The sequence below is a fragment of the Burkholderia sp. RF2-non_BP3 genome (genome assembly GCF_001522185.1).
Taxonomy (GTDB): Bacteria; Pseudomonadota; Gammaproteobacteria; order Burkholderiales; family Burkholderiaceae; genus Burkholderia; species Burkholderia diffusa.
The window spans coordinates 189,842-205,663 of the sequence record NZ_LOSU01000032.1; the positions used below are offsets into that span (position 1 = coordinate 189,842).

General features: G+C 68.0%; 14 protein-coding genes. 6 read left to right on the forward strand and 8 right to left on the reverse strand.

Translation table 11 applies throughout. From position 1 onward, the window contains the following. Positions 1–31: 31 nt before the first annotated feature. A complete protein-coding gene (locus tag WS45_RS15830) occupies positions 32–754 on the forward strand; it encodes a FadR/GntR family transcriptional regulator (RefSeq protein ID WP_175911119.1) in 723 nt (240 codons plus the stop codon). 57 nt (positions 755–811) lie between these two features. Here the strand turns inward: WS45_RS15830 and cynR are convergent, their stop codons facing one another. Further along, the gene (gene cynR / locus WS45_RS15835; protein ID WP_059689081.1) at positions 812–1,702 is read right to left on the reverse strand and encodes a transcriptional regulator CynR; all 891 of its coding nucleotides are present in this window, start codon (positions 1,700–1,702) and stop codon (positions 812–814) included. 314 nt (positions 1,703–2,016) lie between these two features. Here cynR and WS45_RS15840 point away from each other — a divergent pair, with 314 nt between their 5' ends. Then, positions 2,017–3,216 (forward strand): MFS transporter, encoded by a 1,200-nt coding sequence (locus WS45_RS15840; protein ID WP_059700707.1) that lies wholly within the window; start codon positions 2,017–2,019, stop codon positions 3,214–3,216. 92 nt (positions 3,217–3,308) lie between these two features. On the opposite strand, the gene WS45_RS15845 is transcribed toward WS45_RS15840, so the two are convergent. Together WS45_RS15845 and WS45_RS15850 are read right to left on the reverse strand one after the other, a co-directional pair. Further along, complete coding sequence (locus tag WS45_RS15845; protein ID WP_059700708.1) at positions 3,309–4,367, reverse strand: L-idonate 5-dehydrogenase; 1,059 nt, start codon at positions 4,365–4,367, stop codon at positions 3,309–3,311. Positions 4,368–4,376: 9 nt separating this feature from the next. Beyond that, positions 4,377–5,150, reverse strand: coding sequence for an SDR family NAD(P)-dependent oxidoreductase (locus tag WS45_RS15850; RefSeq protein WP_059700709.1), 774 nt, complete (start codon positions 5,148–5,150; stop codon positions 4,377–4,379). A 149-nt stretch (positions 5,151–5,299) separates the two neighbouring features. Between WS45_RS15850 and WS45_RS15855 the strand changes: the two genes are divergently transcribed. Further along, the gene (locus WS45_RS15855) at positions 5,300–6,190 is read left to right on the forward strand and encodes a LysR substrate-binding domain-containing protein (protein WP_059700710.1); all 891 of its coding nucleotides are present in this window, start codon (positions 5,300–5,302) and stop codon (positions 6,188–6,190) included. A 77-nt stretch (positions 6,191–6,267) separates the two neighbouring features. On the opposite strand, the gene gap is transcribed toward WS45_RS15855, so the two are convergent. Both gap and tkt read right to left on the reverse strand, forming a co-directional pair. Further along, positions 6,268–7,278: a type I glyceraldehyde-3-phosphate dehydrogenase gene (gap, locus tag WS45_RS15860; protein ID WP_006476940.1), complete on the reverse strand. Its 1,011-nt coding sequence runs from the start codon at positions 7,276–7,278 to the stop codon at positions 6,268–6,270. A gap of 86 nt (positions 7,279–7,364) precedes the next feature. Continuing rightward, positions 7,365–9,392, reverse strand: coding sequence for a transketolase (gene tkt, locus WS45_RS15865; RefSeq protein ID WP_059535506.1), 2,028 nt, complete (start codon positions 9,390–9,392; stop codon positions 7,365–7,367). Between the two features lie 260 nt (positions 9,393–9,652). Here tkt and speE point away from each other — a divergent pair, with 260 nt between their 5' ends. The 3 genes from speE to WS45_RS15880 all read left to right on the forward strand — a co-directional run bounded on the left by speE (position 9,653) and on the right by WS45_RS15880 (position 11,918). Continuing rightward, the gene (gene speE, locus WS45_RS15870) at positions 9,653–10,510 is read left to right on the forward strand and encodes a polyamine aminopropyltransferase (protein WP_059535267.1); all 858 of its coding nucleotides are present in this window, start codon (positions 9,653–9,655) and stop codon (positions 10,508–10,510) included. A gap of 206 nt (positions 10,511–10,716) precedes the next feature. After that, on the forward strand, positions 10,717–11,133 hold the full coding sequence (locus WS45_RS15875; RefSeq protein WP_059535265.1) for a VOC family protein: 417 nt from the start codon (positions 10,717–10,719) through the stop codon (positions 11,131–11,133). Between the two features lie 17 nt (positions 11,134–11,150). Beyond that, positions 11,151–11,918, forward strand: coding sequence for a 16S rRNA (uracil(1498)-N(3))-methyltransferase (locus WS45_RS15880; protein ID WP_059700711.1), 768 nt, complete (start codon positions 11,151–11,153; stop codon positions 11,916–11,918). A 139-nt stretch (positions 11,919–12,057) separates the two neighbouring features. On the opposite strand, the gene WS45_RS15885 is transcribed toward WS45_RS15880, so the two are convergent. The 3 genes from WS45_RS15885 to WS45_RS15895 form a co-directional block, all read right to left on the reverse strand. Continuing rightward, positions 12,058–12,621, reverse strand: coding sequence for a barstar family protein (locus WS45_RS15885; RefSeq protein WP_059700745.1), 564 nt, complete (start codon positions 12,619–12,621; stop codon positions 12,058–12,060). Between the two features lie 16 nt (positions 12,622–12,637). After that, positions 12,638–13,069: a ribonuclease gene (locus tag WS45_RS15890; RefSeq protein WP_014898117.1), complete on the reverse strand. Its 432-nt coding sequence runs from the start codon at positions 13,067–13,069 to the stop codon at positions 12,638–12,640. 379 nt (positions 13,070–13,448) lie between these two features. Then, positions 13,449–15,791, reverse strand: a complete 2,343-nt coding sequence (locus tag WS45_RS15895) for an NADP-dependent malic enzyme (RefSeq protein ID WP_269467394.1) — start codon at positions 15,789–15,791, stop codon at positions 13,449–13,451. Positions 15,792–15,822 lie beyond the last annotated feature (31 nt).

A 15,822-nucleotide genomic window follows, 5' to 3' on the forward strand; every position in this document is an offset into this window, starting at 1 on the left:
CCGGTCATGCATCGCGCGCGGGCGGATTACAATGCCGGTCAGACCGGCCATCGTTCACATCATGAAAAACGTTCCGCACACCGTGACCGACGCTGCCATCGCGACGATCCGCGACCGGATCGAGGCAGGCGTGTATCCGGTCGGCAGCCTGCTGCCGGCCCAGCGCCAGCTCTCCGAGGAGCTGGAAATCAGCCGCGCGTCGCTGCGTGAGGCGCTCTCCACGCTCGAGGCGCTCGGGATGCTGCGCATCCGCGCCGGCAAGGGCGTGTATGTCGAAAGCGCCCAGGCGACGGCCGCCCATCCGTGGCAGTTCGCCGAGCAGTCGTCGCCGCCCGACACGTACCAGATGCGCTATGCGCTCGAAGGGTTCGCCGCGCGGATGGCCGCGCACGTCGTCACCGACGACGACATCGCATGGTTCGAGGACAACCTTGCCGACCTGCACGTCGCGCTGACCGAAAGCGCACTCGACGAAGCGTCGCGGCTCGACTTCGACTTCCACATGCGGATCATCCATCTCGCGGGCAACGCGGCGATCGAGTCGGTGCTGCGCAGCAGCGCGGACATCATGAAGGAAAGCCAGCGCATGCCGTTCTACCGGCGCGAGCTGCTGCTGTCGACGTGGCACGAGCACCGCGCGATCGTCGACGCGTTGATCGCCCGCGATGCGGCCGCGGCCGGCACGGCGATCGAGACGCACATCGCGAACGCCGCGCAACGCGCGGGCATCTTCTTCCCGACGCCGGGCGCCTGACGCCGCCGTCGGCCGGCGGTTCCGGCCGCCGCGGCAGCCATTCGCCGGTCGTACCGGTCATCCCCCCGAAGGATCGCGATACGCGAGCGCACGCGCGATGAACGCGCGCGCCGCGACGCTGCGGTACGCGCCCTTGCGCGTGAGCAGCGCCGCCGTGCGCGACGGCAGCGGCGGATCGAGCGCCAGCGCGCACAGGTCGCCGCTCTCGCGCGCGACCGCGTCCGGCAGCACCGTCGCGAGCCGCCCGCGGCGCACGAGCTCCAGCACCGCGCTGACCGTGTTCGTCTCGATCGCGATCGTCGGCCGCGCGCCCTGTTCGATGAAATACCGGTCGATGCTTTCCCGCGTCGCGAACGCGCGGCTCAGCAGCACCAGCGGCTCGCCGACGAGCTCGGCCGGGCTCAGCGCGCGCCGGCGGCGGGCAAGGCGGTGCGTGCGGCCCGTCACGAGCGCGAGCGGTTCGTCCCACAGCGGCAGCGCGTCGATGTCCGGCGCGCGCGGCGGCACGAACGCGAAACCCGCATCGAGCCGGTCGTCGGCGAGCAGCGCCTCGATGCGCTCCTGCGGCATCGCGTCGATCGTCAGCGCGACGTTCGGGAAATCCGCATGGAACGCGTCGATCAGCGAGCCGCTCAAGTAGGCCGCGAAGGTCGGCATCATCGCGAGCCGCAGCGAACCGCTGCCGAGATCGGCGACGTCGTGCAGCGCGCGCTGCCCCGCATCGAGCTCGTGCAGCGCCGCGCGCGCGTGACGCGCGTAGACCTCGCCGAATTCGGTGAGCTGCACCGCGCGGCCCGAGCGGTCGAACAACTGCACGCCGAGCATGTCTTCGAGCTGGCGGACCTGCTGCGACAGCGTCGGCTGCGACACGTGCAGCACATCGGCCGCGCGCGTGAAGCTGCGCTGCTCGGCGACGGCCAGGAAATAGCGGATGTGGCGGAGTAGCATCGTGGGCGATGTATTGGTAACGCCAATGAATACCATAAGAATCCAGTCTTGGACGCTATGGTTCGATTTCCGCATCATACGCACATCCGCTCCCGCCCACGGCGCCTGGCCGCCGCACCGGAGCGGCCCACCCGGGCCCGCCCTCCCTTCGCCCGCCGCACGACGCGCCGCCGCCAACCTCATCCGGACGCCGGCCACGCTCCGCCCGGCGCGTATCGGCGCATCGCCGAGCCGTTGAAGCCGGCCCCGACTTCCGCAACCCCGCGTTGCCGACGGCCCGTGCCGCCGGCCGGCGCCGCTGTTTTTTCGCGACCATGGAACCGCATCACGACAACCATCCTCCCCTGACCCGCGCGATGACGCTGCTGTTCGCCTGCGCGTGCGGCATCGTCATCGGCAACATCTATTACGCGCAGCCGCTGCTCGCGGCGATCGCGCACAGCTTCGGCCGCCCGCCCGCCGAACTCGGCTATCTCGTCACGCTGACCCAGCTCGGCTATGCGGCGAGCCTGCTGCTGATCGTCCCGCTTGGCGACGCGGTCAATCGCCACACGCTGATCGTGCGGCTGCTCGCGCTCAATGTGATCGCGCTGGTCGCCGTCGCGTTCAGCACGAACTTCACGATGTTCGTCGTCGCGAACGTCGCGCTCGGCTTCGTCACGTGCTCGACGCAGCTGCTCGTGCCGTTCGCCGCCTCGCTCGCCGATGCGCGCACGCGCGGCCGCGCGGTCGGCACCGTGATGAGCGGGCTGCTGCTCGGCATCCTGCTCGCGCGCGTCGCGGCCGGCGCGATCGCCGACGGGTTCGGCTGGCGCGCGGTGTACGGAATCGCCGCGGCGATGATCCTCGCGCTGACCGGCGTGCTCGCCGCGAAGCTGCCGAAGGATCGCCGCCACGCACGGCTCGACTACGCGGCGCTGATGAAGTCGCTCGTCGCACTGGTGCGCGCGCAGCCGCTGATCGCGCTGCGCTCGACCTACGGCGCGCTCGTGTTCGCATGCTTCAGCCTGCTGTGGACCGGCCTCACGTTCCTGTTGAGCCAGCCGCCGTACAGCTATTCCGAAGGGCAGATCGGCCTGTTCGGGATCGTCGGCGCGGTGGGCGCGCTCGCGGCGACGTCGGCCGGCCGCCTCGTCGATCGCGGCCACGGCAACGCGGCGACCGGCCTGTTCGCGGCGGCCGTGCTCGCCTCGTTCGCACTGATCGCGGCCGGCGCGCATTCGCTCGTCGCGCTGATCGCGGGCATCCTGCTGCTCGACGTGGGCGTGCAGGGCATGCACATCTCGAACCAGAGCGTGATCTACACGCTCGCCGGCCACGCGCGCAGCCGCGTGACGACGATCTACCTGACGAGCTACTTCATCGGCGGCGCATTCGGGTCGTTCGCGGCGAGCGTCGCGTACGGCGTCGACGGCTGGCGTGGCGTCTGCATCGCGGGCGCGGCGCTCTCGGGCGTGCTGATCGCCCTGTGGCTCGTGTCGCAGCGCGTCGGCGCGCGGCAAGTCACGCAATAGCCCGCTTTCGCCCCGGCCAATGAAAAAGGCACGCTCCGCAAATCGCGGGCGTGCCTTTTCTGCATGCGCGCCGCCGCGCCATCAGCAGACGATCATGCCCCCTCGTGCGCGAAATCGATCAGCACCTTCATCGCACGCTGCCGGTCACCGGCCAGCTCGAACGCGCGATTCGCGTCGCGCATCGGGAACACGCCCGTCACGGCCGGGCTCAGGTCGACGCGCCGCGCATTGATCAACTGCACCGCGAGCGCGAATTCCGCATGGAAGCGGAACGAACCGCAGATCGACAGCTCCTTGGCGACCACGACGTTCTGCGGCAGGCTGACGTCGCCGCCGAGCCCGAGCTGCACGACGACGCCGCGCGGCCGCATCACGTCGAGGCCGTCGCGCAATGCGCGCGCATTGCCCGAACACTCGATCATCACGTCGAACGTCCCCTTGTCGGCGCCGTAGCGCGCGACCCAGCCGGTGTCCGTCGACGCGTTGATCGCGCGATCCGCGCCAAGCGCGCGGGCAACCTCGAGCGGCGCATCGACCACGTCGGTCGCGACGATCTCCGCCGCGCCGTGCACGCGCGCCGCCGCGACCGCCAGCACGCCGATGGGCCCGCACCCCGACACGAGCACGCGGCGGCCGATCAGCGGGCCGGCGCGCGACACCGCATGCAGCCCGACCGCGAACGGCTCGGCGAGCGCCGCGAGCGACAGCGGCACATGGTCCGCCACCTTCACGCACTGCGCGGCATCGCACACGAGCGCGTTGCGAAATGCGCCCTGCACGTGCGGCATGCGCATCGCGCTGCCGTAGAAGCGCATGTCGAGACACTGGTTCGGGAGCCCTTCCAGGCAGTAGCGGCACGCGCCGCATGGGCGGCTCGGATTCACCGCGACGCGATCGCCGACCTTCACCGACGTCACGTCCGGCGCGACCGCCGCCACCGTGCCGGCCACTTCATGGCCGAGCACCATCGGCTGCTGCAGCCGGATCGCGCCGAAGCCGCCATGCCGGAAATAATGGAGATCGGAGCCGCAGATGCCGCCCATCGCGACATCGACGCGCACCTGGCCCGGGCCGATCTCGCCCGCGTCCTGCTCTTCGAGCCGCAGGTCGTTCGGCCCGTGGATCACGAGACACATGCAACGCATACGCATGACGTTCTCCTATACCGCGCTGGTCAGGCCGCCGTCGACGAACAGCGTCTGGCCGTTCACGAAATCGGATGCGGCCGACGCCAGGAAGATCGCCGCGCCGCACAGCTCGTCGACGCGCCCCCAACGGCCGGCCGGCGTGCGCTTGCACAGCCAGTCGGAGAACGCCGCGTCGTCGACCAGCGCGCGGTTCAGCTCCGTCTCGAAATAGCCTGGCGCGAGGGCGTTCGCCTGGATGCCGTGACGCGCCCAGTCGGCGCACATCCCTTTCGTCAGCATCCGCACCGCGCCCTTGGTCGCCGCATACGGCGCGATCGTCGGCCGCGCAAGCTCGCTCTGCACCGAACAGATGTTGATGATCTTGCCGCGACCGCGCGCGATCATGTGGCGCGCCACCGCCTGCGCGACGTTGAACACGCCGTCGAGATTCACGCGCATCAGCGCATGCCAGTCGTCCGGATCGAATGCATCGAGCGGTGCGCGGCGCTGGATGCCCGCGTTGTTCACGAGGATGTCGATCGCGCCGACGCGCGCCTCGACATCGTCGATCGCCGCACGCACCTGCGCGTGCTCGGCGACGTCGAACACCGCGTGATCGGCCGCGAAACCTTCGTCGCGGAAATGGCGCGCGAGCGTCGCGGCCTTCTCCTCATTGCGATCGTTGATCACGATCGCCGCACCGGCCTCCGCGAGCCCGCGGGCGAGCGTCAGCCCGATGCCGCGTCCGGAACCGGTAATCAGTGCGCGGCGGCCTTCCAGGCGGAACCGGTCAAGCGCGTTGCTCATGCGTGTCTCCTCGTGCCATCGAGCCGACCGCCAGTCGCGGCCGGTCTCGCGATGAGCTTATCTTCGGCGCTCGGCCGGGGTCGCGCCAATGGTCTTTTTTGATCCGGTTATCATGAAATCCGATCACCGTCTGCTGCCGCCCGCCCACCATGGAACTCAAGCAATTGCGCGCCTTCGTCACGCTCGCGGAAGAGCTGCATTTCGGGCGCGCCGCGCGGCGCCTGTTCATCGTGCAATCCGCGCTGAGCATGCAGATCAAGGCGCTCGAGGAAGATCTGGGCGCGCGCCTGTTCGAGCGCGACCGCCACAAGGTCGAACTCAGCGATACCGGGCGCGTGTTCCTGCCCGAGGCGCGGGCGACGCTGCAGCAGGCCGCGCGTGCGGAGCAGATGGCGCGGCTGTCGAGCCGCGGCGAGATCGGCACGCTGCGCATCGCGTTCGTGTCGTCGGTGCTGCCGGCGCTGCTGCCGGCCGTGCTGCGCATGATGCGCGAGCGCTATCCGCTGATCGCGCTCGAACTGAAGGATCTGCCGACACCCGACCAGATTGCCGCGCTGCGCGACCGGCGCATCGATTTCGGAATGATCCGGCTGCCGGCCGCGTATGCGGGCATCGACACGCGCGTGGTGCTCGAGGAGGGCTTCGTCGTCGCGCTGCCGATCGACCATCCGCTCGCCGCGCACGAGACGATCGCGCCGGCAGCGTTGCGCGGCCAGCCCGCGTTCGTGCTCGCGCGCCGCTACGCGCCCGGCTTTCACGACGACATGCTGCTCGCGCTGAGCCGCGCGGGCACGACGCTCGAGATCGCGCAGGAATTCGGCGAATTCACGACGATGCTCGCGCTCGTCGCGGCCGGGATGGGGATCGGGCTGATCCCGGCGGAAGCCGCGAGCGCCCTGCCGCCGAACGTGCTCGCGCGGCCGCTCGACCTGGCCGGGCACCGGACCGGCATCGGCCTCGCGTGGACCGACCTCGACAGCCCGCTGAAGCGTGCGTTCGTCGACGCGCTCGAACACGTGACGGCGAACGCCGGGCAATAAAAAAGCCCGGCCGGAAAAACCGGGCCGGGCTCGTTCGCCACGCAGACCGCCTTGCGGCGGCCGCGCGACGTGCGGGATTACTTCGCGTTCGCGAATGCGATTGCCGTATCCAGCATGCGGTTCGAGAAACCCCACTCGTTGTCGTACCAGCTCGACACCTTGACGAGGCGGCCCGACACCTTGGTCAGCGTCGCGTCGAACGTCGACGAAGCCGGGTTGTGGTTGAAGTCGATCGACACCAGCGGTGCGTCGTTGTAGCCGAGGATGCCCTTCAGCGCGCCTTCCGATGCTTCCTTCATGATCGCGTTGACTTCCTCGACCGTCGTGTCGCGCTTCGCGATGAACGACAGGTCGACGATCGACACGTTGATCGTCGGGACGCGGATCGCGTAACCGTCGAGCTTGCCGTTCAGTTCCGGCAGCACGAGGCCGACGGCCGATGCAGCACCCGTCTTCGTCGGAATCTGGCTGTGGGTGGCCGAACGCGCGCGGCGCAGGTCTTCGTGATAGACGTCCGTCAGCACCTGGTCGTTCGTGTACGCGTGGATCGTCGTCATCAGGCCGGTTTCGAGGCCGATCTTGTCGTTCAGCGGCTTGACGAGCGGCGCGAGGCAGTTCGTCGTGCACGATGCGTTCGAGATGACGGTGTGCTCGGCCTTCAGCACGTCGTGGTTCACGCCGTAGACGATCGTCGCGTCGACGTCCTTGCCGCCCGGCGCCGAGATGATCACCTTCTTCGCGCCGCCCTTCAGGTGCGCGCTCGCCTTTTCCTTCGTCGTGAAGAAGCCCGTGCATTCCATCACGACGTCGACGCCCAGCTCGCCCCACGGCAGTTCCGCCGGGTTGCGGTTGGCCAGCACGCGGATCTTGTCGCCGTTCACGACGAGGTAGTCGCCGTCGACCGACACTTCGCCCGGGAACTTGCCGTGCGCGGTGTCGTACTGGGTCAGGTGCGCGTTGGTCTTCGCATCGCCCAGGTCGTTGATCGCGACGATCTCGAGATCGTGCTTCTTGCCGTTTTCATAAAACGCGCGCAGCGTATTGCGGCCGATACGGCCGTAGCCGTTGATTGCGACGCGAATCGTCATGGTCTATCTCCTGATGGCTGAAAAAATTCGTTTCGTGCAGCTTCACGGTGCGACGCGCGCGGGGGTGGCGCGCGTCGCGAATGCTTTTAGGCCAGCACGGCCTTCGCGGTCTCGACGACGTGCTCGACGGTGAAGCCGAAGTACTTGAACAGCACGCCGGCCGGGGCCGATTCGCCGAACGTGTCGATCCCGACGACGCCGCCTTCGAGGCCGACGTACTTGTGCCAGAACGCGGTCACGCCCGCTTCGATCGCGACGCGGCGCACGCCGTGCGGCAGCACGCGTTCACGGTATTCGGCGTCCTGGCGGTCGAACACGTTGGTCGACGGCATCGACACGACGCGGGCCGCGATGCCCTGCTGCGCGAGCGGCTCGACGGCCTTCATCGCGAGTTCGACTTCCGAGCCCGTCGCGATCAGGATGATCTTGCGCGCGACGATCTCTTCGTCCCAGTCCTTCAGCACGTAGCCGCCCTTCTCGATGTTCGCGATCTGCGCGTCGGTGCGCGGGTTGAACGCGAGGTTCTGGCGGCTGAAGATCAGGCTCGACGGACGGTCTGCGGCAACCGCGTGGGTCCATGCGACGGCCGTCTCGACCGTGTCGGCCGGACGCCATACGTCGTGGTTCGGGATCAGGCGCAGGCTCGACACGTGCTCGATCGACTGGTGCGTCGGGCCGTCTTCGCCGAGGCCGATCGAATCGTGCGTGAACACGAAGATCGACGGGACCTTCATCAGCGACGCGACGCGCAGCGCGTTGCGGCTGTAGTCGGAGAACGTCAGGAAGGTGCCGCCGAACGGCTTGTGGCCGCCGTGCAGCGCGAGGCCGTTGATCGCGGCGCTCATGCCGAATTCGCGCACGCCGTAGTTGATGTGGTTGCCGAGCAGCACGCCCGCGCCTTCCGGGTTCGCGCGGACCGCCTTCGATGCCTTCCAGTTGGTCAGGTTCGAGCCGGTCAGGTCGGCCGAGCCGCCGAGCAGTTCCGGCAGTGCGGCAGCCAGCCCTTCGATCGCCTGCTGCGATGCCTTGCGGGTCGCGACCGTCTCGGCGCGCTCGTTCGCGCCGGCGATGATCGCCGCGGCCTTCTCGGCCCAGTCGGCCGGCAGCTTGTTGGCCATCCGGCGCTCGAATTCAGCGGCTTCTGCCGGGAACTTCGCGCGATATTGCGCGAACGATGCGTCCCACTCGGATTCGGCACGCTTGCCGGCTTCCTTCGCGTCCCATGCCGCATAGACTTCCTGCGGGATCACGAACGGTTCCCACTTCCAGCCGAGCGCTGCGCGCGTCTTCGCGATTTCTTCCGCGCCGAGCGCCGCGCCGTGCACGTCGTGGCCGCCGGCCTTGGTCGCCGCGCCCTTGCCGATCACCGTCTTGCAGCAGATCAGCGTCGGCTTGTCCGACAGCTTCGCCTTCGCGATCGCCGCGTCGACCGCGTCGACGTCATGGCCGTTCACGTTCGGAATCACGTTCCAGCCGTAGGCTTCGAAGCGCTTCGGGGTGTCGTCGTGGAACCAGTTGACGACGTCGCCGTCGATCGAAATGCCGTTGTCGTCGTACAGCGCGATCAGCTTGTTCAGCTTCAGCGTGCCCGCGAGCGAGCAGGCTTCGTGCGAGATGCCTTCCATCAGGCAGCCGTCGCCGAGGAACACGTACGTGTGGTGATCGACGATCTTCGCGCCGTCGCGGTTGAACTCGTCGGCCATCAACGCTTCGCCGAGCGCCATGCCGACCGCGTTCGCCAGACCCTGGCCGAGCGGGCCGGTGGTCGTCTCGACGCCCGGCGTGATGCCGTATTCCGGGTGGCCCGGCGTCTTCGAGTGCAGCTGGCGGAAGTTCTTCAGCTCTTCCATCGGCAGGTCGTAGCCGGTCAGGTGCAGCAGCGAGTACAGCAGCATCGAGCCATGGCCGTTCGACAGCACGAAGCGGTCGCGGTCTGCCCAGTGCGGGTTCGTCGGGTTGTGCTTCAGGTGGCGCGACCAGAGCGCAACGCCGATTTCGGCCATGCCCATCGGCATGCCGGGGTGGCCGGAGTTCGCTTGCTGGACGGCGTCCATCGCGAGCGCACGGATCGCGTTGGCCATCAGGGTGGTGGAGGCGGGAGACGAAGTCGTCATGTCGAGTCCGGAGAACGAGTCGAGGAAACGGGGGCACGGCGGATCCGGAAGCTCGAGCGTCAATCGTTCCCGGCGCGCGGTGCGGCGCCTGACGGACGCGAAGCGGACGGAGCCTACGGACGGGGCTGCAAAGCTCGACATTTTAACAGATGGGCTGACATTTCCCTTGTCGGCGCGCGGTGTTCCGGCACGCTTTTCCGCGGAACCGCACGCCTCCTATAATTCAGGCGTCGGAACTGCCCGCCCCGAGCGGCCCGCCCGTGAACACGACCCTTCTCTTCCATCCCACGCCCGACGCCGCGTACGGCTTCCCGAACGCACGCCGGCTCGCGCACGTCGCGTCGCCGCACCAGCACATCGAAGTCTGGGAAACCCCGCAGCTCGGCCGACTGTTCACGCTGGACGGACGGCCGATGACGTCGGTCGGCGACGAATACGTGTACCACGAGTGCATGACGCACCCGGCCGCGCTCACGCATCCGTGCCCGCGCAAGGCGCTCGTGCTCGGCGGCGGCGACGGCGGCGCGGCGCGCCAGCTGCTCAAGCACGCGTGCATCGAGCGGATCGTCGTCGCCGAACTCGACGATGAAGTGGTCGGCATGGCGCGCCGCTATCTCGACGACGTGCACCAGGGCGCGCTCGACGACCCGCGCGTCGAGGTCGTGATCGGCGACGCCGCGCATTTCGTCACGTCGACCGTCGAGCATTTCGATCTCGTCGTGTTCGACCTCACGCCGCCCGATTCGCCGGCGGCCGGCCTCTATACGCGCGAGTTCTACGCGCGACTCAAGCGGATCCTCACGCCGTGCGGCGCGATCTCGCTGCATCTCGGCTCGCCGGTGTTCCACGCGGCGCGCATTGCCGCGCTGCTCGCCGACCTGCGCGCGAGCTTCGCGTTCGTCGATCCGTTGTCCGCGCACGTGCCGCTGTACGGATCCCAATGGCTGATGGCGATCGCGAGCGACACGCTCGATGCCGCCGCGCTGTTCGCGCACGACATCGACGAGCGTCTCTCCGCGCGCCGCGTGCAGGGCCTGCGCTACTACGATGCGCGGCTACATGCGGCCCTCTTTGCCCTGCCGCGCGCGCTGCGCGATACACTGGGCGTTCGTCGCTGAGCGTCCCGGGCGGACGCATCGTTCTGCGGGTTGGTCGCGCGTTCTCCCGCGCCCGACCCGCGACGCCCACGCCCGGAACGATGCACGCGGCCCGCCGGCATGTCCGCGGGACCGCACCGGGCACTCGCGCGCCAATATCCGTTGGACTGCCAAGCATGGGACCGGAGCAACCGCTCAAGCGCCAACACCGTTCGACAGGAGATTTCATGACCGATCCACGTCCGGCCAACGTGCCTTGGTTGACGCCTTACCTGGCCGTGCGCAATGCGCATGCGGCCATCGAGTTCTTCCAGGCCGCATTCGGCTTCGAGCTGCGCGACGTCCTCGACGAGGACGGCGCGATCATGCACGTCGAGATGACCTACCGCGGGCAACTGATCGTGATGTTCGCGCCCGAAGGTGCATTCGGCTCCACCGCGCTCACGCCGAAGAGTGCGGGCGCAACCGCCCCGCAATCGTTCTATTTGTATGTCGACGACGTCGACGCGACCTGGCAGCGCGCGCTCGACGCGGGCGCAAAATCGCTGACCGCGCCGCAAGACCAGTTCTGGGGCGACCGCTTCGCGCAGATCGAGGATCTCGACGGCTACCGCTGGGCGCTCGCGCGCCGTCTGAGCGCATGAACGGAGCTGCGATACGCATGAGTGAAGCCACCACCACCGCGGCCGTGCCGCGCTTTTTCGTCGAGGCGGCGCTGCGCACCGACGCGACGCTCGCGTTGCCGGCCGACGTCGCGCGTCACGCGCAAGTGCTGCGGCTGCAGCCCGGCGACGCGCTGGCGCTGTTCGACGGCAGCGGCGGCCAGTACCGCGCGCGGCTCGTCGAGATCGACAAGCGCAGCGCGCTCGCGCAGATCGAGGCGTTCGACCCGGCCGAGGCCGAGCCGCCTTATCGCGTGACGCTCGCGCAAGGCATCGCCGGCGGCGACAAGATGGATTGGGTGATCGAGAAGGCCGTCGAGCTCGGCGTCGCGGCGGTCGTGCCGCTGTCGACCGCGCGCGGCGTCGTGAAGCTGTCCGGCGAGCGCGCGGACAAGCGCGTCGCGCACTGGCGCGGCGTCGTGCGCGCGTCGTGCGAACAATGCGGGCGCAACCGCGTGCCCGACGTCGCGCCGGTACGCGGCTTCGGCGCCTGGCTCGATGGGCTGTCGGCCACGCCGGCCGACGGCGAGCTGCGGCTGCTGCTGTCGCCGCGCGCGAGCATTCCGTTCGCGTCGCTGCCCGACGCGCCGCCTACGGCGGCCGTCACGCTGCTGATCGGCCCTGAAGGCGGGCTGTCGCCGGACGAGGAAAACGCGGCACGCGCACGCGGGTTCACCGCGTTGTCGCTCGGCCCGCGCGTGCTGCGCACGGAGACGGCCGGCGCGGCTGTGCTCGCGGCGCTGGCCGCGCGCTGGGGCGGCTGGTGACGAACCCGACGCGTCGCGACACGCGGCGCGCCGGCTCTCGGGGTCGCCACGCGAATGCGTCGCGCGGACGCAAAAAAGCCCGCGCGAGGCGGGCCTTTTGCCGGATCGGCCGCGTTCGGGCGGCCGACGGGTTCGCGCTTTACGCGAACGAATAGAACACGCGGAACGCGACCTTGCGCTCGGCCCAGAATTCGGCGGCTTCGCGGAACACGTCGAGCAGCGTTTCGCGCCCTTCCTTGTCGAATTTCTGCGCGATCGGCAGCCCTTCGAGGACGATCACGAAACCAGGCTGCGCGCCGGCCTTTGCGACCAGGTCGGTCAGGCAGTCGTACAGCGCATCGTAGTTCTTCCCGAAATGTTTCGGAAACAGGAACGACGTCGCGATCGTCTCCATCACTTCCTGCTTCGACTGCGCGGCGCCGCAATGCGCGTACAGGAAATGCTGGCCGAGCCGGTTGGCTTCGTCGGCGAGATCCTGCACGCGGAACGCGCGGATCGACTGCACGAGATTGGGTCGCACGGTCGTGAAAAGGCTCATAGGCTCCTCGTTCGATGAAAGCCCGGGCTCGGCTTCCTGTTGCTCCGGCGCGCCGCCGGCCTGTGCCGCCGCGTGGAGTTGCATCACGCGCTGAAACAGATTGCCGTCGCCGGCCGCGAACAGTTCCGCCGCCGCCGTATCGTGCGCGTAGATGGAGTCGCTCATTCCGTTCATCCCGAAGTCATTCAACAATACGTTTAAAACTGTTGTAGTGGTCGTCCGTGTAATAACAGTTGTCGATCCGGCGCAATGGCCCGCCGCAGACGATCCGGCGCGCGCCGCGATTGCGTGCGCGCGGCGTCGGCACCGTGTACTCGTGGTAGTAGCCGCGCTTCGCCTTCGGCAGGATCCGCTCGCGGTTGCCGAAGACGACGCCGTCTTTCTCGTACGGATAGGGGCCACCGGCGCCGATCAGGCCAAGCGTGGTCACGGCCTCGCGTGGCAGACGGGCGGTCGGGATCGTATCGACCCCGCCGACGGCCAAGTCGGCCGACGCGGCCTGCCGTGCGTAAGCTGCGGAAACCAGACTGCCCGTCGGTGTACCGACGATACCCATCGCGAACATCGCGAAGACGGACGCGAGCGCGCCGTTGCGGAGCCACTTGCGTGCCATGAACCAGGGTTCCCGCTGTTAAATCAAGTAGTTGACGACCAACCAAAGGCGTTAGCGTAGCGCTATTGTCCGCGCGAATCAATGTTCGTTTGGGAATCGAAAGGCTGGCCCCGCCCGGAATCGCGCATTTTTTACCGAAATAAGGCTACATTTATCTTACATGAGATAGAATATTGGCGGCATCTCTCGTATGGCAAGACTTTGCCTCCTTGCCACGCTCGCTACCTGGAGTGGAGGGATGTTGCTGCTGCTTATGGGAAGCGCGTTTGCGCCCTGCCCGACGGCGTGCCCATTGCGGGCACGCCTCTTTTTGCTTTTGTTTACAATTTCGCCCGCCGCGCGGCACCGGTTCGACCGTTGCCGCGCGATTCTTTCCGGCTCAGCGGGCGGCGTTCACATCGGCGACCAGCAGCGCCGCCATGTTGACGATGCGGCGAACGGTCGCCGATTCGGTCAGCACGTGCACCGGCTGGGCCGCGCCGAGCAGGATCGGCCCGATCGCGATGTTGTTGCCGGCCGCCGTCTTCAGCAGGTTGTACGCGATGTTCGCGGCATCGATGTTCGGGAGGATCAGCAGGTTCGCGTCGCCTTCCAGCGTCGATTCCGGCAGGATTTCCTTGCGCAGCGCGGCGTCGAGCGCGACGTCGCCGTGCATTTCGCCGTCGACCTTCAATTCCGGCGCACGCTCCTGCAGGATCGCGAGCGTATCGCGCATCTTCTGCGCCGAAGGCGCGTTGCTCGTGCCGAAATTCGAGTGCGACAGCAGCGCGACCTTCGGCTCGATACCGAACCGGCGCACTTCTTCCGCGGCCATGATCGTGATCTCGGCAAGTTGCTCCGGGGTCGGATCGACGTTCACATGCGTGTCGACCAGGAAGATCTGGCGGCCCGGCAGCACGAGGCCGTTCATCGCCGCATACACGCTGCAGCCCGGGCGCTTGCCGATCACCTGGTCGATGAAGTGCAGGTGGCGGTGCGTGGTGCTGATCGTGCCGCAGATCATCCCGTCCGCTTCGCCCTTCTTCACCAGCATCGAGCCGATCAGCGTCGTGCGGCGGCGCATCTCCACACGGGCCAGCTGCTCGCTGATGCCCTTGCGCGCCATCATCTTGTAGTACGTTTGCCAGAAATCGCGGTAGCGCTCGTCGTGCTCGGTGTTGACGACCGTGAAGTCGGTGCCCGGCGTGAGACGCAGGCCGTAGCGCTGGATACGGTGTTCGATCACCGACGGACGGCCGATCAGGATCGGCTTGGCGAGCTTCTCGTCGACGATGATCTGAACGGCGCGCAGCACGCGCTCTTCCTCGCCCTCCGCGAACACGACGCGCTTCTTCTCCGCCGGCGCGCTGCGCGCGAGCTGGAAGATCGGCTTCATCGTCGTGCCGCTGTGGTACACGAACTGCTGGAGGTGAACGCGGTACGCCTCCATGTCCTCGATCGGGCGCGTCGCGACGCCGCCGTCCATCGCGGCCTGCGCGACGGCCGGCGCGATCTTGACGATCAGGCGCGGATCGAACGGCTTCGGAATCAGGTATTCGGGCCCGAACGACAGGTCCTGGATCCCGTATGCGGTCGCGACGATGTCGCTCTGCTCGTGCTGCGCCAGTTCGGCGATCGCGTTGACGGCCGCGATCTCCATTTCACGCGTGATCGTCGTCGCGCCGACGTCGAGCGCGCCGCGGAAGATGAACGGGAAGCACAGGACGTTGTTGACCTGGTTCGGATAGTCGGTGCGGCCGGTCGCGAGAATCGCGTCGGGGCGCACTTCGAGCGCCGCTTCCGGCAGGATTTCCGGCGTCGGGTTCGCGAGCGCGAGGATCAGCGGGCGCTCGGCCATGCCCTTCACCATCTCCGGCTTCAGCACGCCGGCGGCCGACAGGCCGAGGAAGATGTCCGCGCCGTCGATCACCTCGGCCAGCGTGCGGGCTTCGGTTTCGCGGGCGAAACGCTCCTTGTCCGGATCCATCAGCTCGGTGCGGCCCTTGTAGACCACGCCGGCCAGGTCGGTCACCGTGATGTTCTCGAGCGGCAGGCCGATGTCGACCAGCAGGTCCAGGCACGCGAGCGCGGCCGCACCCGCGCCGGACGCGACGAGCTTCACCTTCTTGATGTCCTTGCCGACGACCTTCAGGCCGTTCGTGACGGCCGCGGCCACGACGATCGCGGTGCCGTGCTGGTCGTCGTGGAACACCGGAATCTTCATCCGCTTGCGCGCTTCGCGCTCGACGATGAAGCAGTCCGGCGCCTTGATGTCTTCCAGGTTGATCCCGCCGAAGGTCGGCTCCAGCGCGGCGATCACGTCGACCAGCTTGTGCGGGTCCGACTCGTTCAGCTCGATGTCGAACACGTCGATGCCGGCAAACTTCTTGAACAGTACGGCCTTGCCTTCCATCACCGGCTTCGACGCGAGCGGGCCGATGTTGCCGAGCCCGAGCACCGCCGTGCCGTTCGTGACGACGCCGACCAGGTTGCTGCGCGCCGTGAAGCGCGCGGCGTTCAGCGGGTTCTCGACGATCTCCTCGCACGCGTACGCGACGCCCGGCGAATACGCGAGCGCGAGGTCGCGCTGGTTGATCATCTGCTTGGTCGGGGCGATCGCGATTTTCCCCGGGGTCGGGAATTCGTGATAGTCGAGAGCGGCTTCGCGGAGCTTGGCTTTGGAGGAGGCTTGGGTCGACATGTGTCTCTTGACGTGCGGATTAGAATAACTGTTCGACGGCATTGTAGCGCCAATCGAAGGCCGCCAGACCGGC